Genomic DNA, 21,872 nt, shown 5'->3' with positions numbered 1-21,872 from the left:
GTTTGAAACTGTCAAAATCCGTTCAATTATTTTTCGTAAATGAAAATTTATTCGAAATTATTGAATACATAAAAACACATTTAATAACATTCCGGTTCACATATCGACATTTTTATTTTTTTATTTTATTTTAGGTCATGTATGGACAACCATAACCAAGGGGATATTAGATGAAAAAACTGATCAATGATGTGGAAAATGTGGTTAAGGAACAGTTAGAAGGGATGGCTCTTGCTCACCCTGAACTGACCGTTAAGTTTGAACCCTACTACGTTTACAGATCTGACGCTCCGGTTAAAGGGAAAGTTGCTATCATATCCGGAGGAGGCTCCGGCCATGAACCTATGCATGGCGGCTTTGTCGGAAAAGGGATGCTGGACGGAGCCTGTCCCGGTGAAGTCTTCACTTCTCCTACCCCGGACCAAATGTACGAATGCGCTAAAGCAGTCGACAGCGGCGAAGGAGTTCTCTTCATAGTAAAGAACTATACCGGCGATGTAATGAATTTTGAGGCTGCAGCTGAACTGGTTGCAAGCGAAGGTATTAAAGTCCAAAACATTTTGATTGATGATGACGTTGCAGTTAAAGACAGTTTATACACTGCCGGCAGACGCGGAGTCGGAACCACTGTTCTTGCTGAAAAAATTGTCGGCGCTGCAGCTGAAGCCGGATACAATCTGGAAAAATGCTCAGACCTTTGCCGCAAGGTAAACCAGTATGGACGCTCTTTCGGCGTAGCTCTCACCTCCTGCACCGTTCCGGCAGCAGGCAAGCCGACTTTTGAACTCGCTGAAGATGAAGTTGAAATGGGAATCGGTATCCACGGCGAACCGGGAACTCATCGCATGCCCATCAAACCGATTGATGAAATGACTGAATACTCAGCTTTACAGATTATTGATGACCCTGCCTATACCCGCACAGTTCGCGAATGGGATGGAAGTGACTGGGCTGAAAAAAAACTTGTCGATGTTCCTTTTGCTAAAGGGGACAAAGTTATCGCATTTGTAAACAGCATGGGCGGAACTCCTGTTTCCGAGCTTTACACAATTTACAAAAAACTTGATGAAGTATGTAAAGACAAAGGGATCACCATTGTCCGCAACCTTATCGGACCTTACATCACCTCACTTGAAATGCAGGGTTTTTCAATCACCCTGCTCAAAGCTGATGATGAAATCCTGAAATTCTGGGACGCTCCGGTTAAAACCCCCGGTTTAACCTGGTAAACGACCATACTTGAATAATAAAAAAGCAGGCGTGGATTTTTTCTGCGCCTGCTCCTTACTTTTGGAGAATAAAAAATGCCCATAAATAAAACTCAACTGATTTCCTGGCTTAAGAAGCTGAATACAGTTTACACTGACAAAAAAGAATACCTTACCGAACTGGATGCTGCAATCGGTGACGCGGACCACGGCATTAACATGAACCGCGGATTCTCAAAAGTAATTGAAAAACTCCCTGCTGTGGAATCGAAAGATATCGGGACCATCCTTAAAACTGTCGGCATGACGCTTATGTCCAGCGTCGGCGGTGCCAGCGGTCCTCTTTACGGCACATTCTGGATGAAAGGCGGCATGGTACTTGCCGATAAAGAAGAAATAAACTCTGAAGATTTTTTTAAATTTATTGAAGCCGGAGTCGGCGGAATTCTACTGCGCGGCAGACCGAATTTAGGCGACAAAACTATGTATGACCTATGGGCTCCAGTGCTGGAAAAAATTAAAGAATGCGCCGATAACGGTGATGATGTTTCTGCCATTGTAGATACCATTCTCCCTGTTGGTGAAAAAGCTTTAGCCGACACCATCCCGTTGCAGGCCAAAAAAGGACGCGCAAGCTACCTTGGAGAAAGAAGCATAGGTCATCAGGACCCGGGCGCGACTTCATCTTTTTACATGCTTGAAACCCTGAAAGAAGTACTTGCCAGCTAGAAATTAAGGTTTACGCTTCTGGAATTTACCGGAAGTTGATTGCCTTGAGCTACTTTGGAGCTTGATTGAAATGATCGGAATAGTAATAGTTTCTCACAGTCAGAAATTGGCTGAAGGTGTGCTTGAACTGGCCTCGCAGATGGTTCAGGGGTCCGTGGTGATTAAAGCCACCGGCGGAATTGATGACCCTGATAATCCTATAGGTACAGACCCCATGAAGGTTATGGAAGCCATTGAATCTGTAGCTGCGTCTGCAAAAGACGGAGTACTGGTTCTCATGGATCTTGGAAGTGCGCTTATGAGTGCGGAAACTGCGCTGGACTTTTTACCAGATGAGATAAGAGAAAAAGTTCTGCTATGCTCTGCCCCCATTGTGGAAGGAACTATGGCTGCGGCGGTTCAAGCTTCTGTAGGAGCCTCATTGCAGGAAGCAAGCGCGGAAGCGGCTACGGCCTTAGATGTTAAAATCCAGCAGCTAGCTCCGATCACAGGAGAAACTCTCACAACTCGTGATTGTGTACCGGAAATCGAACCTTCTGAAAATGAACTGAGCACTGAGCTGGTTATCATAAATAAAATGGGATTACATGCCCGCCCGGCAGCCAATCTTGTTTCAACTGCCGGTAAATTTAAATCCAGCATCAAGGTTCGCAAAGGCGAAAAAACTGCGTCTGCAAAAAGCATTAACCAAGTAGCTCTGCTCTCTGTCAAAAACGGTGATACTATTGAAATAACCGCATCCGGCCCGGATGCGCAAGAAGCTCTTGAAGCTCTTATTAAATTACATGCAGATAATTTCGGTGAAAGAGATGAAGATGTCACCGAGATCGTTCAAGAAACACGGCCCAGTGTTCAGCATACAGACGGAACTATCTGCGGAGCCCCCGCTTCCGCCGGATACGCTGTCGGCGTTGCTTATGTGCATCAGGCCAGTCTGCCGGATGTTGAACGCACAACCGTTACGGACAGCGCGGCAGAAATTAAAAGACTTGATCAGGCTATTTCTTCAGCTCTTTCTGATCTGAAACAATTACAGCTCGAAACCGAAAAAACAGCCGGAAAATCCAGTGCGGCTATTTTCAAAGTTCATGCACTGATTCTTAGCGATCAGGACATGCGCGATAAAGCTGCATCTGCAATTTCAGAACAAAATATTAACGCAGACTTTGCATGGTTTGAAGTCATGGACAGCATGGCGGCTGATTTTCGCAGTCTTGATGATCCATATATGCAGGCCCGCGCGGCAGATGTTATTGACTGCGGAGGGAGAGTTTTGCGTATTCTGACAGGTGTAACCGAACAGGCGATTCACCTTAAAGAAGAATCCATCATAGTGGCTGAAGACCTTTCTCCTTCTGATGTTGCAGGTCTTGATCTTAAAAAAGTTTTAGGGGTGATCACTGCAATCGGAGGTATAACCTCCCATGCGGCTATTTTATCCCGTTCCATGGGTATTCCTGCTGTAATCGGCGCAGGAGAATCCATTCAGCAGATTACAAACGGAAAAATCATCGCTCTTGATGGTTTTGAAGGTAAAGTCTGGATTGATCCGGACCAGTCTGTTAAAGATGAAACTGCAAAGAAAAGAGCTACATGGCTGGCAGAATGTGAAGAAGCCAAGACCAAAGGAGCCGCTCCGGCAAAAACTTTGGATGGAACTGAGATTATGGTTATGGGGAACATTGGAATCCCTTCCGACGCTCCCCGAGTTCTGGAATACGGAGCTGAAGGTGTCGGTCTTTTCCGTACCGAGTTTCTATTTCAAGACAGAACAGCTGCTCCTGACGAAGAAGAACAGTTTGCAGCATATGTTGAAGCTGCCAAAGCCATGCAGGACCGCCCCGTTATTATCCGCACACTGGACATCGGCGGGGACAAACCTGTTAAATATCTAGATACTCCGAAAGAAGACAACCCGTTCCTTGGTGAACGCGGCGTACGTTTTTGTATGGCACGCCCTGAACTGTTCCGCACCCAGCTACGCGCCCTTCTTAGAGCCGCAACCACCGAAAATATCTGGATTATGTATCCTATGATTTCAGATGTGGACGAGCTTACATCTGTTCTGGATTTTCAAGCGAAGGTCCGTGATGAACTTATCAGCGAAGGATTGACGATTGCTGATAAAGTTAAGACAGGAATCATGATTGAAGTTCCATCTGCCGTTGCAATGGCTGACAAGCTGGCTGCCATTTGCGACTTTTTCAGCATAGGAACAAATGACCTGACTCAGTATGTAATGGCTGCGGATCGCGGTAACGGTTCAGTTTCGAAACTGTGTGACAATCTTAATCCGGCGGTGCTGCGCATGGTAGCAATGACCTGCAACGCCGCTAAAGCTGCCGGAATTGAAGTAGGCATGTGCGGAGAGCTGGCAGGAAACAGCAAGGCTGCGCCGTTACTGTTAGGACTCGGCCTTGATGAACTTAGCATGAACGGTCCGGCTATCCCCAGTGTGAAAGAAGCTATCCGCAACGTTCACATGAATGATTGCCGTGCTCTGGCTGAAAAAGCTCTTACAGCTAAATCAAGCGATGAAGTAAAAGCTCTTTTGGTTTAATTCATCGCGGGCTTTACATGATCATATACTCATAGCTTTATGGGCAAGATTGAAGGCGATAAGCCACATGGTTACGCCAACAATGCTATCCAGTACTCGCCATGTAACAGGCTTTTTAAATAGGGGCGCCAATGCGCGCCCCCCGAAGCCCAGAGTATAAAACCAGATAAATGATGCTGTAATAGCTCCGAATCCGAAGAAATAACGACCATCACCTGAATACTGTCCGCTCATAGAGCCAAGCATTACGACTGTGTCCAAATACACATGCGGGTTCAGCAAAGTCATGGCAAGAGTCAATAAAAGAATTGAGCGTAGCCCTGAAACTGCTCCTTCTTCAGTTTCAAGCTTACCGCCTTTAATTGCAGACCTGAAAGAACCGATCCCATACCAAGCAAGAAATACAGCTCCACCCCATGCGGCAGGTTTGAGAAGCATTGGATTTGATGCCACAAGATCTCCTACGCCAAACACGCCAAGCATAATAAGCACAGCATCACACAGCGCGCACACCAAACATATTTTTAAGTGATGATTCTTTTTAATGCTCTGCGTCAACACAAAGGCATTCTGAGAACCGATCGCAACAATCAACCCTGCCCCGGTTCCGAATCCCTGCATATATGGAAGTATCATAGACATATGTAATCTCCTTTGTTCAAGTTAAGAAGACCTTATGCATCAGGTCTAAATTAGTAAAATTAAATATTTTCATTTATTATTAATTTTGCTTATACTCAGTACATGCTCGATTACAAATTTTTAGAAGCACTCACCGCGGTAATAGAAGAAGGCGGATTCGATAAAGCGTCTGCCAAGCTGAATCTCACTCAATCGGCAGTATCTCAGCGCATACGGGCTCTTGAGGAACAAACTGGCCAAATACTGATAGTTCGCTCTGTACCGCCGGAACCTACGCAGGCCGGACGCAAACTTATTAAACATCTGCGGCAAGTACGGCTCATGGAAGATAGTCTGGCGGAAGAAACGGGGCTTAATGATCCAGATGATTTTATCAGCATACCGCTTGGGGTGAACGCTGATACTCTGGCAACTTGGCTGTTTGATGCACTAGGTGATTTTCTACGGGAAAACAGTGTCCTGCTTGATCTCTATGTTGACGATGAAACACAGACACATGAACTGCTTAAACGCGGGGAAGTTGTCGGATGCATTGGAACAAGTTCCAAGACATTAAAAAGCTGTAAAAAAGAATACCTCGCAACCATAGATTATTTATGCGTTTGTACGCCGAATTTTCGGGATAAATGGTTTAAAAGCGGCTTTACGCAGGAGGCCGCCTCAAAAGCTCCAGCCGTCATATTCAATCGTAAAGATGTAGCCCATAAACGGATGCTAAATATTGTTTTCCCTAGAAAAACAATCACACATCCAATGTTTTACGTTCCTTCATCAGAGCCATTTGTAGAAGTTATTCGCCGTGAATTTGCCTATGGAATGGTAGCAGAATCTCAAATCGGCGATGATTTTGAAACCGGAAAACTCATTGATCTTCTTCCAGAAGTGCGGGTTTCTGTTCCGATGTATTGGCAGTCTTGGAGTGTGGATACGCCATTGTTAAATGGGCTTAGCAAGGCTTTGGTCGGGTATTTTAAGGGGTAAAATATAAATAATTTTTGATCACAAAGTTTAAACAATCTTAAAGCTTTACAGTTCTACCCAGATAATATTTCACGCCAAATTAAGCATATTTAAAGTTTATTATTATCTTTATTTTGACACCTTTTTAAAATTCGTATACACATATTCTTAATTTGAAAGCAATATTTCAGTTCTCACTTAAAAACAATCATTCATGGTAATTTATATATTTCTAAAAAAGGGTCCCACCTTTTATGAAAACCGAAGAAACTAGTTCTACCTCCCCCGGCAATGTACATTATTGCTGCAGACTTGGTCTCTTCCTCCCCCTGTAAAAGAGAATCTGGAGACGCACCCCGCTGACAAGCGTCTCCTTCTTCTCTTTGCTTCCACCTAGGGCATAAACAAATCTCACCGCAAAAATAAAATTTATTCCTCTTGTAAAGCAACCCTATTTTAAATAGTGTTCAGACCTGTTGGCTATCCGGTAAAAGCGTAAGAAATCGCACTTGCTTTACCCCCTCAGTCTTAATGAATATTTACTCATCACATAAATTTTAAAAAAAATAAAACTAACGCTTAGTTAGTAGAAGGGATTTATCATGGCAAAAGATTACCAGCCAAGAATGCACTCGGCAGAACATATGCTAAACGCAGCAATGGATCGCAAATTCAAATGTGGACGTTGTTTCAGCGCGCACATCAACAAGAAAAAATCTAAATGCGATTACAAATACAAACGCGGCATGACCGACGAAGAAGCGCGTGAAATTGAAATGACTCTTAACGCTGCAATTTCCGCAAATCTTGCAGTAACCGAAGATCTCATCACTCTGGAAGAAGCTGAAGAAAGATTCAATCTGGAAAGACTTCCTGAAGAAGTGGACAGCGTAAGAATCATTAAAATAGGTGATTTTGATGCATGTCCCTGCATAGGCGAACACGTTGATAGCACCAGCGAAATAGGTGAATTCAATATGGTTTCACATAGTTATGAAGATGGCATTTTACGCATTAGATATAAATTAGGCGCAGTCTAAAAATTTGCAGGCCTAAAAACTGTTTACAAGAATAATTTCTGTTGATAGTTCTTAGGCCTGCTGTTTTAAAAAATCATTCCGTGCAACTGGCGAACTTAAGTGGATAACCACGAGGAAACACGGAATCAGCTTCCTGCCGCTCGCCTGGGCCGCGTCATACGACGTGCATCCTTTCCTCTTAACAAGGGGAACAAACAAGGAGTTGCCCATGAATTCATATCGCGACCTTCTCCAAAAATCAGACCCCGACATTTTTGCTGCTCTCGAAGGCGAAGAGCACAGACAGCGCGCCGGCATCGAACTTATCCCGTCCGAAAATTATACCTACCCTGAAGTACTTGGCGTGCTAGGCAGTGTTTTCACCAATAAATATTCTGAAGGTTATCCCGGCAGACGCTACTATGGCGGTCAAAAATACACTGATATAGTCGAAGAAATTGCCCGCGAAAGAGCCAAAGAAGTATTTAGATGTGAACACGCAAACGTTCAGCCGCTCTCAGGTTCACCAATGAATCAGGCTGTATACCTCGGCCTGCTTGAACCGGGTGATACAATTTTAGCAATGGACCTTTCACATGGCGGTCATCTCACCCACGGCGCGCCTGTTTCCTTTATGGGCAAGCTATTTAATTTCATCCGCTATAAAACTGATCCCGTAGACGGCAGCATAAATTTTGATGAACTTCGCAAAACAGCACTTGAGCATAAACCAAAAATGATTCTGTGCGGTTACACATCGTATCCACGTGATCTGGATTATGCTGCATTTAAAAAAATTGCAGATGAAGTCGGAGCTATAACCATGACAGATGCCTCGCACTATGGCGGGCTTGTTGCCGCCGACGTAATGCTGAATCCTTTTGACTTCGGGTTTGATATTGTTACCACAACTTCGCATAAATCGCTCCGGGGACCGCGCGGCGGTATGATTCTATGTAAAAAAGAATTTTCGCAAAAAATTGACAAAGCAGTCTTCCCCGGTTTGCAAGGCGGTCCGCACATGAATACTATTGCAGGTATCGCCATCACTTTAAAAAAAGCAGCTGAACTTGATTTCCACAAATACGGATTGCAGGTTCTGAACAATGCAAAAACACTTGCCGCCGAATTAACTAAATCAGGTGCCAGTCTCGTGACCGGCGGAACTGATAATCACATGATGGTTGTTGATACACAAAAAAGTTTCGGTATTGACGGGAAACTGGCAGAAGAGCTGCTGGATTCAGTCTCTATCACTACTAATAAACAGATTATTCCAGATGATCCTAACCCGCCGCTGAAACCTAGCGGAATCAGAATCGGAACTCCGGCAGCAACAACACGCGGCATGAAAGAAGAAGACATGTCTCAACTTGCCGGATGGATAATTAAGACTCTGAAAAATCCGGACAAGTCTGATCTTGCAAAACAGACTAAGCACGAAATTGAATCTTTCTGTTCAAAATTTCCTGTCCCTGGGATTTAATTAACAGCTTGCAATCAGCCCGGAACAAGATATTTTAACCTTGTTCCGGGCTTTTTTTAAATTTATTTCCAGTTTTTTCCATTAGTTTTTACTTAACAAAACAGCATATGCCGGATAGATATCCCTGCTCTTGATAAATCAACTCGAATGAATAAACTTAGGAAAAAGTCAGCATGTCTTTTTATGAAATAATTATCATATCCATAGCTCTTGCAATGGATGCTTTTACAATTGCCGTTGCATGCGGACTTTGCATGCCGGAAGTCAGCAAACGACAGACTTTCAGGCTCGCGTTTCACTTCGGACTTTTTCAAGCACTCATGCCGCTGATAGGCTGGGCCGCCGGACTTGCTGTAAAAACATTAGTCGAGACATACGCGCCGTGGATTTCATTTATTCTGCTTTCCTTTATAGGCGGGAAAATGATTCTTGAGTCTTTTCAACATGAAGACTCGTGCGATGTAAAAAAAGATCCGACCAAAGGATTATCATTAATTTTTCTATCTGTTGCTACAAGCCTTGACGCTCTTGCGGTTGGTCTCTCCTTTTCCATCATGGACTATCCCATTGTAATACCGTCTGTTTTAATTGGTATTACCGCATTGGTATTAACCGCAACAGGTATTCAGTTAGGAAAGAAATTTTCCAAAGCTTCGCGGTACAGCCATGCGGCAGAACTCGTCGGTGGTATTGTCCTGATACTCATCGGGCTGAAATTGCTGTTTCTGTAAAATAGTACATGACAAATAATCAAAATTTCTTCATTTCTACTTTTGACAGCGACCAATCCTAGGTATAGTCTTTATACATAGATTCCGTTTTCACTTTACCTAACATTAAAATCAGGTTTGCAGCGGCAAGCCAAGGATGGATATTTTTACCAAATGCCCTTATTGCAGCCCCCTCCCTTTAAACCTAAATTTCCTCTCCAGTCAGGCCACCTTCAAACTATTTTTCCGCGACTTTTCAGAAAAGTAAGCCTGCCACCTGTTATAAGAAGAAGAATCGACACTCCCGACGGGGATTTTTTAGACATAGACTGGCATTTGGCAGGCAGCACCAGACTGGCAGTAATAGCCCATGGACTCGAAGGCAACTCACGTAGACACTACGTGCTTGGAATGGCCAGGGCCATGGTTCTCTCCGGCTGGGATTGCATTACCTACAATTTTCGCGGGTGCAGTTACGAAATGAACAGAAAGCCGCAGATGTATCACAGTGGTGATACAAAGGATCTTCACACTGTTCTTGAGTACGGGCTTAATCACGGAATCTATGATGATGCAGCTCTTATCGGGTTTAGCATGGGCGGAAATCAGGTGTTAAAATACTTAGGTGAAAACCCTGATCTGATCCCTGAAAATGTTACACGTGCAATCGGAATATCTGTTCCTTGTGACCTGCTTACAGCTGCCAGGCAGCTTTGCAAGAAATCGAACTTTATTTACAGCCAATACTTTTTGCGATCACTCAAAAAAAAGGTCCTTAGTAAACACAGACAATTTCCAGATCTTTTCCCGCTCAATGCATTGCCTTCCGTTAAAAACCTCATTGATTTCGACAATAGTTACACAGCTCCGCTTAATGGATTTAAAGACGCTGCCGACTACTATAATAAATCGTCATGCAAACAGTTTTTAAATAAAATTAAAGTCCCTACTCTTATTTTAAACGCACAGGACGACCCGTTTCTTTCTCCTGAATGCTACCCGATTTCGGAAGCCAGAAACAACAACTATCTGTCGCTTCAAATTCCTCAATATGGAGGACATGTAGGTTTTACGGACCTGCCGCAGGAAAAACAGCTATGGTCTGAAAGCCGCGTTGTAAGATTTTTGAACGCATAATAAATAAATGCCCTGCCGAAATATCAGCAGGGCATTTATTTATTAATATAACCCATTCTGAAATAAGCATAACAGTTCTTTTCTAAGCCACATAAAATGGCAACCCAGATATACCGGAGCCGTGCCTTTAGCGTCTTTCTCAATACAATCTGCAAGCATACTCATCTCTATAAGTCCTAAATTACCGAGACTTTCCTTAAGGGTATGAGCATGGACAATTATAGATTCAAAATCTCCATCATCAATTGCTTCATCAAGACTATCCAGCTGCAAGTGTAAAGAATCAACAATTTCTTTCATGAAATCATCTAAATTTTCCGATTGCAAATTCAACTCCTTTGAAAGGAACTCCCGAGCGATTAATAATTGGTCACAACTCATAAGCACCTCCTTCGGGGTAGGTTGAATTTATAAAAAATTTCGATCAAATTATAGACTGAGCAATTAATCAGAGCGTGCTAATCCCCACGCTTTAATTCTTCAACAAGGTCAAGTAATTCTCTAACATCTTCAGACAGATGTTGTGTTCCTGACGATGCAACTTGACTGTTTTTCGCATTCTCTTCAGTCATCGCGTCAATTTCTCCGACACTTCGATTTATTTCTTCAGACGTTGCGGATTGTTCTTCAGCTGCGGTTGCAATTGACCGAATCTGGTCAGCAGAGTTTTTCGCGAGCTCAACAATTTCAGCAAGCATAGTTCCTGAATTTCTTGAAAGCTCCGTAGCTTCTTCTACAGCAGTAACTGTTTCATCTATACCCTTAACATTTTCACGCGCTAATCGCTGAATAGAATTTATACTGCTCTCAACTTCATCTGTTGCACCGATTGTCTTTTCAGCTAGTTTACGGACTTCATCGGCAACAACTGCAAACCCTCTTCCAGCATCCCCTGCTCGCGCCGCTTCAATAGCAGCATTAAGTGCGAGAAGATTTGTCTGGTCGGCAATATCATTGATAACACCAAGCACATTTCCTATTTCTACAGATTGCTTGTCTAGTTGCTCCATTGTTTCCTTCAGTCTTGAAGTTCTGCCCTGAATATCTGTCATAGCAACAATGGTATCTTGAACCATTCCAGCACCTTCACTTGCTCTTTTCATTGATTTCTCAGAGCTCTGACTTGTCTCGGAAGCATTTCTGGCAACTTCAAGAACTGTCGCATTCATTTCTTCCATTGCGGTGGCAGTCTCGGCGACTCTCTGCTTTTGAAACTCACTCCCGCGCAAAATTTCGTCTGCGCTACAGGTGACTTCATCAGTAATTGTTGAAACACGATCAATAACAGCCTGCAATTTTTCTGCGGCGGCCAGCATCCCTTCCTTCTTTGCTCCTTCGGCCCGTTTAGTGGCTTCCTGAGCTTCAGCCGCGGCCTTTTGTGCAATCGCAGTCTGCTCCTGCGCCTCAGCTTCCTTAAATTTAATGCTGTTAATATTCTCTGACAAAGTTAAAACCATCGAATTTAATGCCAGTTGCAAAGTTGATATTTCATTTCTACCCTGCGGATTTAGACTTACTTCAAGATTACCGTCTGCTACTGCAGTTGCCGCATCTGTTGATTCACGCAGCGGTGCAACGATAGTTCTGATAAGGTAGAGACTTAATGGTAATATTAATAATAAAAAAACCACGCTGGCCCCTATTACGATTTTCATGGTAATAGAATTAGCGCTTTCATTCATCACGCCGCTAATGCGCGCCTTTTCAATATCAATGTTATCTAAGTACACTCCTGTCCCGATCCACATGTCTGTTCCTGGAATCATCTGTGCATAACTGATCTTCGGTTGAACTCCAGATCCCGGCTTTTCAAAATAATAAGTAACAAAGCCTCCTCCATTTTGAGCAGCATCGGCTAACTCCCGAATAAGGAAAAGTCCGTTCTGATCCTTTAATCCGCTTAAATCCTTACCTTGCAAGGATTTATTGGGGGGCATTGCCATATTTACAGTACCCTTATATACAAAAAAGTAGCCGGAATTATCTTTTTCATACCTGACAGGATCTACTGCGGAACGGATGAACTCCAACTGTTCATCTTCACTCTTAAGAACCTTTAATTCTTGCCCCATTGATAAGGCCATACTTTCAATTGCAACGTGAAGCTTCTCTTTCTGGTCTTCAAGCATGACATTTTGAGTCTCACTTACTCCGTATGCTGTGATCTCGCGGATAGCTCCTAGAAAAAGAACTCCGGTGACAATCACAAACACTACCATCAATGAAAGCAATAGAAAAAACCGGGATCCGATAGAAAGATTTTTCAGCATAGGATCCTCCCCTATAAAAAATTACATTACCATAACCAATCTGATTAAATTACAGACCTTACACCAATACGTACTATAACTATACACGACAGTATTGCTTTGTCATAGTTATTTAAAAAAAATATACAAAAAAAAGAGCTGGAAGTTATTTAACTCCCAGCTCTTAAAAATCAAATTTATAATTACTTAAATCACATAATCTATAACATTTCTTGATGCGACAACCTGCTTTATGAAAGCAACACATGCCTGATGAAGCGGATGTACCTGATAAGCATCAAGATCATCTTTTGTTTCAAATTCTGAATAAAGAACTACGTTGCAGTCAGGAATCGCTGCAAAAACATCTACACTAACTTCAATATGTTTTAATTCATCTATTTTGCCAGACAGATTTTCAAGAATTTGTTTCATCTTGATTCCATTTTCAGCGGAAGTTCCGCCTTCAGCCTCATCCTTCAAGGTCCACATAACAATATGCTTAATCACTGAATTCTCCCTTAATTGATTACTACGTCAGTACTAAAAACAACCGCTCACCTATTTGCCCTTGCTCTTTTGAGTGCCAATACACTCAAAAAAAATATTTCATAATTACTTACGTAATTCTTCAACAAGAGCAACTAGTGCGTCAACTTCACCGGAAAGATCCTTTGCGGCCTCTGCTGCACGCATACTGTTTTTAGCATTATCCTCAGTCATAGAGTCAATCTCAGCTATACTTCGGTTAATTTCTTCGGACGTTGCAGACTGCTCTTCCGCTGCTGTGGCTATAGACTGGACCTGTCCAGCAGCGTTACCGGCAAGTTTAACAATTTCTGCAAGAACGGTCCCTGAAGCCCTTGAATGGTCTGTGGCTCCGCTGATTGCTTCAACTGCGCTTTGCATACCTAAAATATTCTGCTTAGCCAGTTGCTGAATCAAAGCGATACTTTTCTCAACTTCGTCTGTTGCGCCAATAGTTTTTTCCGCCAGCTTACGAACTTCGTCAGCTACGACCGCGAAACCGCGCCCGGCTTCTCCGGCTCTTGCAGCCTCAATTGCAGCATTGAGAGCCAGCAAATTGGTCTGGTCGGCAATATCGTTAATTACACCGATAACATTTCCAATATCAGTTGATTGAGTATTAAGTTTATCCATCAACTCACCAAGGTCATTTGTCTGCTGTTGAATACCGACCATGGACTCGATGGTCCCTTGAACAACCTGCTGTCCTTCAGATGCTTTATTTTTTGTATCTTCAGTGTCTTTATTCGTTTCAGAAGCATTTCTGGCAACTTCAAGAACAGTAGCTGTCATCTCTTCCATTGCTGCGGCTGTTTCCGCAATACACTGCTTTTGAAAATCACTTCCGGTCATTATTTCATGAGTGCTCTTTTCAACATTTTTTGAAATATCTACAATATTATGCAAAACAGATTCAAGCTTGGTAGCAGCGGCAAGCATCCCTTCTTTCTTCGCACCTTCAGCTGCAGCACGAGCTTCGTTCGCTTCCTTGGCTGCCAACTTGGCGACACGGGTCTGCTCTGCAGCTTCTGCGCTCTTCGCTTCAATATCTTTAAGATTAGATGAAAGAGTAACAACCATAGAATTTAACGCATTCTGTAAAGTAGAAATTTCATTTCTACCTTTAGGACTCAGTTTTACGCCAAGATCACCGGAAGCAACTTTAGTTGCGGCATCGGTTGCTTCATTAAGCGGGTGAACAACAGAACGAGTCATGAACAAACAAAGTGGTAAAACAAAAAAGACTAAAACAGCCCCGATGACAAGCGCAATTCTAATAGTACCAGATTCAGCCTGGCTTATCATCACACCACTGATACTGGCTTTAGCTTCTTCAATGTTATCAATGTAGACACCTGTTCCAATCCACATATCAGTGCCCGGAATCATTTCTGCATAGCCTAATTTAGGCTGAATACCTTTTCCTGGTTTATCAAAAACATATGTTACAAACCCGCCTCCGCCCTGAGCGGCACGGTTTAATTCCTGAACAAATAATACTCCGTTTTTGTCTTTAACTTTTCCTAAATCCTTTCCTTGCGCTTCCTTTTTTGTTGGCAAAGCGACATTAACTGTTCCTTTGTAAACAAAGAAATATCCTGATTTATCTTTTTCAAATCTTATTTTATCAATTGCTTTTCTTATAAATTCTATTTTTTCATCAAGAGAGGGAACACCTTGCAACTCTTCTCCAAGCGATAATGCAATGGTTTTAGTTGCAACCTCAATTTTAGCTTTCTCCTCAGTGAGCATAACCTTTTGAATCTCATCAACTCCGTATTCAGAAATATCCTGAGTCTGAATAAAAAACATTGCACCACTCAAGATTATAAATAAAAACATAATTACTAGCAGTACAAGAAATCTGCCACCGATTGATAAATTTTTTAACATGTCATTCTCCTTATACTATCTAACTTTAGAACAGAGCCATATTAAATTGAAAATGTAGATAATACGTTAGCTAATTTTATAGTAATAATCCAAAAAAAAATAGTTCTTAAAAAGATTATGGAGTAGCAAAATAAATCTTAAAATAATGTCCATAATATAATTACAATTATATAATAAATATTCCCTAGTTTTTATTTAAAAAAAGGCTTTTCCATCGGGCGAGCGAATGGAAAAGCCTGAGCAGTGCGACAGGTAACCGATTTATTTCAGTTGCGAGGTGAAAGTACCGGATAAGGAGGCAATGTTATTTACATGCCGCAACTATAAAATTTTTATAAAATCAGCTGCCACGCTTTTAGCGTGGCAGCTGATTTGTTGTATTAACTATTTTCTACGTTCAGATATCAGTTCAGATATGTGGTGAACTTCAACATTAAGTCCATTCTTCTTAGCACCACCACGAAGCTGCATAACGCAACCTGGACAGTCAGTAAGCAGAATATCTGCGCCGGTTTCTTTGATATTATTCATTTTCTTAGCAAGCAGCTGTGCAGAAACTTTAGGGAACTTAACTGAATATGTTCCGCCAAATCCACAACAGACTTCTTCTTCAGCACATTCGATGTAGTCTAGTCCGGCTTTAACCATCAACTCACGAGGAGCGTCTTTTACTTCAAGCCCTCTGCAAAGGTGACAAGGTGCATGATAAGTGACTTTTTTACCTTTTGAATCAAGGAAGTCATCTTCACTGACACCGACAACATCATTCATAAAGGAACTGTAATCGATAACTTTATCAGCAAATTCCTGAACGCGAATCGCGTATTTAGGATCATGTCCAAGCATTTTAGGATAGTTGTGCTTGAGGTGCGATGCACAGGAAGCACACATGGTCAAAATGTATTCACAGTCAGAATTTTCGAAAGCTTCCATATTCTGAATTGCGACATCTTTACATGCTTCTTTTTCACCCATCATCTGCAAAGGAAGTCCACAGCAGGATTGATCCATAGGGAACTCAAGAGCGATATCCTTTCCTCTCATACTTTCAACTGTGGCTACAGACTGCTCAGGATAAACGAAATCCTGCACACAGCCGGAGAAGATAGCTACTTTATGCTTAGGATTAGCAACCTTTGCAGGTTTAACTTTATCCCACATATCGCGGAAAGGAACCTTAGCAACGGTCGGGAGAGCTCTGAAGTCATGATTAGGAGCAAATATCATTGGAAGGTGACGGATGAATCCATCTTTACCTGCCACAGGTTTCTGAGCATGTTTTGCAATGCGCAGGAATTTGTGGAACAGTTTACGATTTTTCATCATCTTACCGAGCAATGCAGAAGTAAGAGGATGGCCTTCTTCGTCCTGAATTCTAGCGTGAATTTCTTTGATCAGGCCTGGAAGATCTATTCCGCCTGCGCAAATTTCTTTACAGGCTCCGCAGTTAATACAGTTCTGAACAAGGTTTTTAGCTTTATCAGTTCCATGGAAGAAGTACGTGAGAATGAGGCCGATAGCTCCGATATAGATATGACCCATCTTATGTCCACCGACCATGCGATAAACCGGACAGACATTGGCACATGCACCGCAACGTACGCAGCGCAGAACCTGAGAAAATAGAGGATCTTTTGCAAGAGCGCGTCTGCCATTGTCAAGGAAGACAAAGTGAACTTTCTTTGTGCTGTCTTCAGCAGTTGCACACTCGTTAGCACCGGTTACCCAGGTAACATAAGATGTGATAGCCTGACCTGTTGCATTACGAGGCAGAGCTTTCAGAACACGCAAAGCGTCATGCAAATTAGGTGTGAGTTTATCAAGTCCCATCAGAGCAACATGAACACGAGGTAATGTTGTAACGAGCCTTGCGTTACCTTCATTAGTAACGATACCTACTGTTCCTGATTTGGCAATTGCGAAGTTACCGCCGGAAATACCCATATCAGCTTCCGTGAATTTCTGGCGAAGTTCACGGCGAGCAACTTTTACAAGCTTCTGAATGTCGTCATCCTGTTTTTTACCGGTAACATCAGTAAATAAATCACTTACTTGATGGCGGGAAAGATGAATAGCAGGCATAACCATGTGGCTTGGGCCTTCATGACGAAGCTGAATAATCCATTCACCAAGGTCAGTCTCAATAACCTGAAGATTGAGATCTTCCAGATGATGGTTGAGAAGAGTTTCCTCAGCAGTCATAGATTTAGACTTAACTATAGTCTTACATTTTTCTGCAAGAGCAATACGTCCGATTATTTCATTTGCTTCTTGGGCATCTTTAGCTAAATGAACGACAGCACCTTTCTTTTCAGCTTCTTCTTTGAACTGAGCATAAAGTGCATCAATATTCTGAGCAGCACAATCCTTTGCATCAGCGATTTCTTTTATTAATGCCTTATCGTCGATACTTGCAAAAGCATTGGCTCTGCCGGTGCGGTAAGCAATGGCAAATTTATCCATTGCGGTGCGCAAAAAGTCATTCCCTAAAGCCTCATCGATCTGATCTTTGTACTCTTTAAAGCTAGTCGCGTCCTGCATTATACGCCCTCCAGAAGAAGAATATGAAGTTCCAGCGGTCCATGTACACCTATAGCAAGAACACGTTCAATATCCGCTGTACGGCTTGGTCCGGTAATAAAAGATGTGTAATCAGCCTTTTTCATGCATTCTTCCATAAAAGATTCCAAGTCATAAGAATCAGCTACAATCTTAGATTTAGGAAGAACGACAACATGAATTTCACTGACCATAGTTGCAATTCTCAATTCTTCACTGCGGCAGTTAAGCACAAGAGTACCTGTTTCAGCGATACCGTGATCGACAAAGGAAAAACCGATGTCAATTCCACCAAGGTGTTTACGCATTCCGTCTTTTAATAGAACAAAACCATTCTCTGAACAGAGTTTTTCCAGAGAAGAAAACTGTTTTTTGCTTAAAGCAGGCGCGGCTATGGTTTTTCCGATTTTTGCTTCGCAAAGTTCACCGGCTTTAGAAGAAAGACCTTCTTCGCAGCCTGAGACAAGAAGTTTACAAGCTTCTTTCTTGCCACAAAGATCAATTGTATACTGAAACGCCTCTTCAAGAGAGGACACTTCTGAAACAACGGCAGACGCTATTCCAGCTTTTTCAGTGAAAAGTTTGACATTTCCATTATCGACTGTCATTTTTTCTCCACGGTCAAAGGGTACACTACTTTGTAATATCCATTGGCAATCCCAGAGTAATACAGCGTCGATTCCACTCGATTGCAGCACTCAGCCCTTCCACAGTCTGATCTGGGGTATGTTAATCGGGTCGTTCCACAAGCGGAACGGCCCGAACCTTACAACTACTCCGGTGCGCAGATTCACTCCACACACCGGATTTATTCTAATATTATCTGCTACAATCCAAGAACTGCAACAGTATCGTTAGCAATTTCGAGCTCTTCATTTGTTGCAATGACTAAAACTTTAACAGGACTGCTATCGGCACTGATTGCAGATGGGGTTCTATCCCAGTTCAAGTTTTTGTCAGAATCCATGACAATTCCGAAGTTTTCGAGATCTGAACAGGATTTAGCTCTGTAAACAGGATCATTTTCACCGATTCCGGCTGTGAAGATGATTGCATCTACTTTGCCGAGTTCGAAGAAGTAAGAGCCTATGAACTGACGAACTCTATGAGTTGCCATATCAAGAGCCAATTCTGCGCGTTCGTCACCCTTTTCAATGCGGGCATGAATATCGCGAAGATCGTTAGAACCGCAAATACCTTTAAGTCCGCTTTCGTTGGTAAGCATTTTAACAACGTCAGCCGCACTCATGCCTTTTTTCTCAGAGATAAAACCGACAACGGCTGGGTCGATATCGCCGCAGCGTGTTCCCATGATGATACCGCCAAGAGGAGTGAGTCCCATGGAAGTATCTATGCATTTTCCGTTTTTAACAGCGGAAAGCGAAGCTCCGTTACCAAGGTGAACAGTAACAAGATTGCACTCTTCAAGAGGTTTACCGAGAACTTTAGCGGCTTCACGAGCAACATATTTATGAGAAGTTCCATGTGCGCCGTAACGACGAAGACCGAACTCTTCGTAATATTCGTAAGGAATACCGTACATGAATGCTTTAGGTTCCATTGTCTGATGGAAAGCAGTGTCAAAAACGACAACCTGTCTTACACCTGGAAAAAGTTCCGTTGCAACTTCAATCCCGATAACATGACCGGGGTTGTGCAATGGAGCCAAAGGAATAACATCTCTGATTCCCTGAAGAACTTCTGCAGTAACTTCAACAGGAGTTGAGAAAAGTTCGCCACCGTGAACGATTCTATGACCGATTCCGGCAATTTCAGAACTATCTTTGATAACACCTTTTTCAGGGTCGGTAAGAAGTCTGACAACTTCGTGCATTCCTTCTTTATGAGTAGGGAATGGGCATTCAATAGATTCTTTGAACTCTTTAGGAGTTCCCATAAATGCTTTGTGAGTAAGGCTACCCATATCGTCGCCGATACGTTCTACAATACCTGAAGCAAGAGGTTTTCCAGCTTCCATATCAAGAAGCTGATATTTGATGGATGAACTGCCTGCGTTAATTACTAATATCTTCATTAAATAAGTCCTTTTTCTGCCTGAGCTTGAATTGCGGTGATAGCAACAGTGTTAACGATATCAGGGACAGTACATCCTCTGGAAAGATCGTTAACCGGCTTGTTAAGCCCCTGTAAAATAGGCCCGATTGCTACCGACTGTTCAGCTGAACGCTGTACAGCTTTGTATGTGTTGTTTCCGGTGTTAAGATCAGGGAAGATGAACACTGTTGCGCGTCCTGCTACCTGACTGTCCGGAAGTTTTGTTTTTGCAACAGTTGGATCAATTGCGGCGTCGTACTGTAAAGGTCCTTCAATCAGAAGTTCAGGAGCACGTTCTTTCGCAATGCGTACGGCTTCTTTAACTTTATCAACATCAGCACCTTTACCGGACTGACCTGTTGAGTATGAAAGCAGAGCAACTCTAGGTTCAACACCGAAAATACGTGCAGTCTGAGCGGAACTGAGAGCGATCTCAGCCAGCTGTTCAGCATTAGGATTGGGGTTGACAGCGCAGTCTCCGAAAACAAGAACGCGGTCTTTCAAACACATCAGGAAAACACTGGAGACAATGGATGCTCCCGGTTTTGTTTTGATGAACTCAAAAGCAGGACGGATTGTCTGCGCAGTTGTTGTGATAGAACCTGAAACCATTCCGTCTGCATCACCCATATGGACCATCATGGAACCGAAATAGGTAGGATCAAGCATTCTGTCTTTAGCATCCGACATACGGATACCTTTATGCTCGCGAAGTTTAAAATAAGTTTCGCAATAACTTGCAAACTGAGGAGAAGATTCAGGGTCAAGGATTCTGACATTATTCATATCAAGACCGAGAGCAGAAATCTTAGAACCGACTTCATCAGCTTTACCGATAAGAACGATATCAGCTACGCCGCGACGGGTAAGAATATCCGCTGCGCGCAGAACCCTTTCAGCAGTACCTTCAGGTAGAACAATACACTGCTTGTGTGCTTTTGCTTTCTGAACCAGTTTGTACTCGAACATTTTAGGAGTAACTTTATCTGATTTTGTAGAAACAAGGCGATGTCTGAGTTCATTTGAATCAACATGTGCTTCAAATGTTCCAAGTGCAGAAGCTGTTTTACGCTGGTCTTCAGGATCAATACGTCCGTAAAGTTCGCTCAGAATCTGAGTAGTGCGGTAAGTATTAGAATTTACGGAAAGGATAGGAATCGGTACTCCGGTCCACCCTTCAATCAACCTGTGCACGCTAGGGCTGGGCTGCAAACCTCCGGTAAGAAGAATACCGGAAATATCTGGAAATGAAGTAGAAAGTCTTGATGCAAGACTGCTCAAAATGATATCGGAACGGTCACCGGGTGTAATAATCAGGCTTCCGGCTTCGATATATTCCAGAAAGTTACCGATACGCATAGCAGCGATAACGTAGTCGTCTACGAGAGTATCAAGTCTGCCGTGACCGTAAAGAACAGAAGCGTCGAGCCATTTACGGACATCATTCATGCTCGGGTTACCGAGACTTTCGTCTTCAGCAATACCGTAAACAAGCAGGTCCTGAGCACATCTTGTATTACTCTTGATGCCGGAAACGATTTCAGTCATTTCTGTCGTAGTTGCTGAAATTCTGTTGATTATAGCAGCAACGGTATCTACGCCCTTGTCTTCCAAAGCATCAATAACAAGCTGGGTTGAAGCAATGATATCTTCTGTGGTTTTTCCTCTGCCGTTTGCAACAAGCAAAACCGGACAACTGAGGTTAGCGGCTATTTCCGCGTTGATATCAAACTCAAAGTTCTGGTCTTTTCCCTGAAAATCGGTTCCTTCACAAAGGACAAAATCGAATTTTTCTTCAAGCTTACTGTATTTATTCAGAATGTTTTCGAGCAACAGTGAATGTTTACCACTGTTTATCAGCTCTCTAGCCTCTTTAAGAGTGTAAGCGTAGGTGTCCTCATAATTGATATCAAGATTAAAATAACTCATCAAAAGATTGATATCATGGTCGCGAGAGCCAGTCTGATTATCATTGATAATAGGCCTGAAAATAGCGACATTTTGTATGTCTCTAAGTAGCAATTGCATTACGCCCAAAGCGATAGCAGATTTACCGCTTTTCTCTTCGGTGGCAGTAATATACAAATTATTAGACACTGGAAAACTCCTGTGTGTCGTGCGGGGGGTTGGGTATCTG

At 42.7% G+C, this 21,872-nt stretch carries 17 protein-coding genes and 1 riboswitch; of the genes, 8 read left to right on the top strand and 9 right to left on the bottom strand.

The window, feature by feature from the left end:
- Positions 1 to 170: 170 nt before the first annotated feature.
- From dhaK to ptsP, 3 genes are all read left to right on the top strand, one after another.
- Entirely contained in the window at positions 171 to 1,229 is a 1,059-nt protein-coding gene (dhaK, locus tag B9N78_RS01140) for a dihydroxyacetone kinase subunit DhaK (RefSeq protein WP_085097124.1), read from the top strand.
- 75 nt (positions 1,230 to 1,304) lie between these two features.
- The gene (gene dhaL / locus B9N78_RS01135) at positions 1,305 to 1,937 is read left to right on the top strand and encodes a dihydroxyacetone kinase subunit DhaL (protein WP_085097121.1); all 633 of its coding nucleotides are present in this window, start codon (positions 1,305 to 1,307) and stop codon (positions 1,935 to 1,937) included.
- 70 nt (positions 1,938 to 2,007) lie between these two features.
- Complete coding sequence (ptsP, locus tag B9N78_RS01130) at positions 2,008 to 4,497, top strand: phosphoenolpyruvate--protein phosphotransferase (protein WP_085097118.1); 2,490 nt, start codon at positions 2,008 to 2,010, stop codon at positions 4,495 to 4,497.
- Positions 4,498 to 4,518: 21 nt separating this feature from the next.
- Here the strand turns inward: ptsP and B9N78_RS01125 are convergent, their stop codons facing one another.
- Positions 4,519 to 5,139: a LysE/ArgO family amino acid transporter gene (locus B9N78_RS01125; RefSeq protein ID WP_085097116.1), complete on the bottom strand. Its 621-nt coding sequence runs from the start codon at positions 5,137 to 5,139 to the stop codon at positions 4,519 to 4,521.
- A 102-nt stretch (positions 5,140 to 5,241) separates the two neighbouring features.
- On the opposite strand from B9N78_RS01125, the gene B9N78_RS01120 reads away from it, so the two are divergent.
- From B9N78_RS01120 to B9N78_RS01100, 5 genes are all read left to right on the top strand, one after another.
- Positions 5,242 to 6,120 (top strand): LysR family transcriptional regulator ArgP, encoded by an 879-nt coding sequence (locus B9N78_RS01120; RefSeq protein WP_085097113.1) that lies wholly within the window; start codon positions 5,242 to 5,244, stop codon positions 6,118 to 6,120.
- A 581-nt stretch (positions 6,121 to 6,701) separates the two neighbouring features.
- Positions 6,702 to 7,139, top strand: coding sequence for an alanyl-tRNA editing protein (locus B9N78_RS01115; RefSeq protein ID WP_085097110.1), 438 nt, complete (start codon positions 6,702 to 6,704; stop codon positions 7,137 to 7,139).
- Positions 7,140 to 7,211: 72 nt separating this feature from the next.
- A riboswitch (ZMP/ZTP riboswitch) is annotated at positions 7,212 to 7,296 on the top strand.
- A gap of 51 nt (positions 7,297 to 7,347) precedes the next feature.
- The gene (locus B9N78_RS01110; protein ID WP_085097107.1) at positions 7,348 to 8,604 is read left to right on the top strand and encodes a serine hydroxymethyltransferase; all 1,257 of its coding nucleotides are present in this window, start codon (positions 7,348 to 7,350) and stop codon (positions 8,602 to 8,604) included.
- A 173-nt stretch (positions 8,605 to 8,777) separates the two neighbouring features.
- The gene (locus B9N78_RS01105) at positions 8,778 to 9,335 is read left to right on the top strand and encodes a manganese efflux pump MntP (protein WP_085097104.1); all 558 of its coding nucleotides are present in this window, start codon (positions 8,778 to 8,780) and stop codon (positions 9,333 to 9,335) included.
- A 153-nt stretch (positions 9,336 to 9,488) separates the two neighbouring features.
- On the top strand, positions 9,489 to 10,451 hold the full coding sequence (locus B9N78_RS01100; RefSeq protein ID WP_085097101.1) for a YheT family hydrolase: 963 nt from the start codon (positions 9,489 to 9,491) through the stop codon (positions 10,449 to 10,451).
- 42 nt (positions 10,452 to 10,493) lie between these two features.
- On the opposite strand, the gene B9N78_RS01095 is transcribed toward B9N78_RS01100, so the two are convergent.
- The 8 genes from B9N78_RS01095 to pta all read right to left on the bottom strand — a co-directional run bounded on the left by B9N78_RS01095 (position 10,494) and on the right by pta (position 21,832).
- On the bottom strand, positions 10,494 to 10,832 hold the full coding sequence (locus tag B9N78_RS01095) for an Hpt domain-containing protein (protein ID WP_085097098.1): 339 nt from the start codon (positions 10,830 to 10,832) through the stop codon (positions 10,494 to 10,496).
- A 77-nt stretch (positions 10,833 to 10,909) separates the two neighbouring features.
- Positions 10,910 to 12,721, bottom strand: a complete 1,812-nt coding sequence (locus B9N78_RS01090; RefSeq protein WP_085097095.1) for a methyl-accepting chemotaxis protein — start codon at positions 12,719 to 12,721, stop codon at positions 10,910 to 10,912.
- A 186-nt stretch (positions 12,722 to 12,907) separates the two neighbouring features.
- A complete protein-coding gene (locus tag B9N78_RS01085; protein ID WP_085097092.1) occupies positions 12,908 to 13,210 on the bottom strand; it encodes a Dabb family protein in 303 nt (100 codons plus the stop codon).
- A 105-nt stretch (positions 13,211 to 13,315) separates the two neighbouring features.
- Positions 13,316 to 15,121 carry a methyl-accepting chemotaxis protein gene (locus tag B9N78_RS01080; RefSeq protein ID WP_085097089.1) on the bottom strand — a complete coding sequence of 602 codons (1,806 nt, stop codon included), beginning with the start codon at positions 15,119 to 15,121 and terminating at the stop codon, positions 13,316 to 13,318.
- Between the two features lie 384 nt (positions 15,122 to 15,505).
- On the bottom strand, positions 15,506 to 17,662 hold the full coding sequence (gene ldhH / locus B9N78_RS01075) for an L-lactate dehydrogenase (quinone) large subunit LdhH (RefSeq protein ID WP_085097086.1): 2,157 nt from the start codon (positions 17,660 to 17,662) through the stop codon (positions 15,506 to 15,508).
- Positions 17,662 to 18,288 carry a lactate utilization protein gene (locus B9N78_RS01070; RefSeq protein ID WP_085097083.1) on the bottom strand — a complete coding sequence of 209 codons (627 nt, stop codon included), beginning with the start codon at positions 18,286 to 18,288 and terminating at the stop codon, positions 17,662 to 17,664. Before B9N78_RS01070 ends, ldhH begins: the two co-directional genes overlap by 1 nt.
- A 218-nt stretch (positions 18,289 to 18,506) precedes the next feature.
- Positions 18,507 to 19,715, bottom strand: a complete 1,209-nt coding sequence (locus tag B9N78_RS01065; RefSeq protein ID WP_085097080.1) for an acetate kinase — start codon at positions 19,713 to 19,715, stop codon at positions 18,507 to 18,509.
- Positions 19,715 to 21,832, bottom strand: a complete 2,118-nt coding sequence (pta, locus tag B9N78_RS01060; protein ID WP_085097077.1) for a phosphate acetyltransferase — start codon at positions 21,830 to 21,832, stop codon at positions 19,715 to 19,717. Before pta ends, B9N78_RS01065 begins: the two co-directional genes overlap by 1 nt.
- Between the last annotated feature and the right edge of the window lie 40 nt (positions 21,833 to 21,872).

Source organism: Desulfovibrio gilichinskyi, from assembly GCF_900177375.1.
Taxonomy (GTDB): domain Bacteria; phylum Desulfobacterota; class Desulfovibrionia; order Desulfovibrionales; family Desulfovibrionaceae; genus Maridesulfovibrio; species Maridesulfovibrio gilichinskyi.
Note: the sequence above shows the minus strand (reverse complement) of the source record. Positions and strands in the feature narration are given on the sequence as shown.

Excerpts from the sequence above, each read along its gene's own strand:
- dhaK (WP_085097124.1), top strand. The coding sequence starts at position 171 with ATGAAAAAACTGATCAATGATGTGGAAAATGTGGTTAAGGAACAGTTA.
- dhaL (WP_085097121.1), top strand. The coding sequence starts at position 1,305 with ATGCCCATAAATAAAACTCAACTGATTTCCTGGCTTAAGAAGCTGAAT.
- ptsP (WP_085097118.1), top strand. The coding sequence starts at position 2,008 with ATGATCGGAATAGTAATAGTTTCTCACAGTCAGAAATTGGCTGAAGGT.
- B9N78_RS01125 (WP_085097116.1), bottom strand. The coding sequence starts at position 5,139 with ATGTCTATGATACTTCCATATATGCAGGGATTCGGAACCGGGGCAGGG.
- B9N78_RS01120 (WP_085097113.1), top strand. The coding sequence starts at position 5,242 with ATGCTCGATTACAAATTTTTAGAAGCACTCACCGCGGTAATAGAAGAA.
- B9N78_RS01115 (WP_085097110.1), top strand. The coding sequence starts at position 6,702 with ATGGCAAAAGATTACCAGCCAAGAATGCACTCGGCAGAACATATGCTA.
- B9N78_RS01110 (WP_085097107.1), top strand. The coding sequence starts at position 7,348 with ATGAATTCATATCGCGACCTTCTCCAAAAATCAGACCCCGACATTTTT.
- B9N78_RS01105 (WP_085097104.1), top strand. The coding sequence starts at position 8,778 with ATGTCTTTTTATGAAATAATTATCATATCCATAGCTCTTGCAATGGAT.
- B9N78_RS01100 (WP_085097101.1), top strand. The coding sequence starts at position 9,489 with ATGCCCTTATTGCAGCCCCCTCCCTTTAAACCTAAATTTCCTCTCCAG.
- B9N78_RS01095 (WP_085097098.1), bottom strand. The coding sequence starts at position 10,832 with ATGAGTTGTGACCAATTATTAATCGCTCGGGAGTTCCTTTCAAAGGAG.
- B9N78_RS01090 (WP_085097095.1), bottom strand. The coding sequence starts at position 12,721 with ATGCTGAAAAATCTTTCTATCGGATCCCGGTTTTTTCTATTGCTTTCA.
- B9N78_RS01080 (WP_085097089.1), bottom strand. The coding sequence starts at position 15,121 with ATGTTAAAAAATTTATCAATCGGTGGCAGATTTCTTGTACTGCTAGTA.
- ldhH (WP_085097086.1), bottom strand. The coding sequence starts at position 17,662 with ATGCAGGACGCGACTAGCTTTAAAGAGTACAAAGATCAGATCGATGAG.
- B9N78_RS01070 (WP_085097083.1), bottom strand. The coding sequence starts at position 18,288 with ATGACAGTCGATAATGGAAATGTCAAACTTTTCACTGAAAAAGCTGGA.
- B9N78_RS01065 (WP_085097080.1), bottom strand. The coding sequence starts at position 19,715 with ATGAAGATATTAGTAATTAACGCAGGCAGTTCATCCATCAAATATCAG.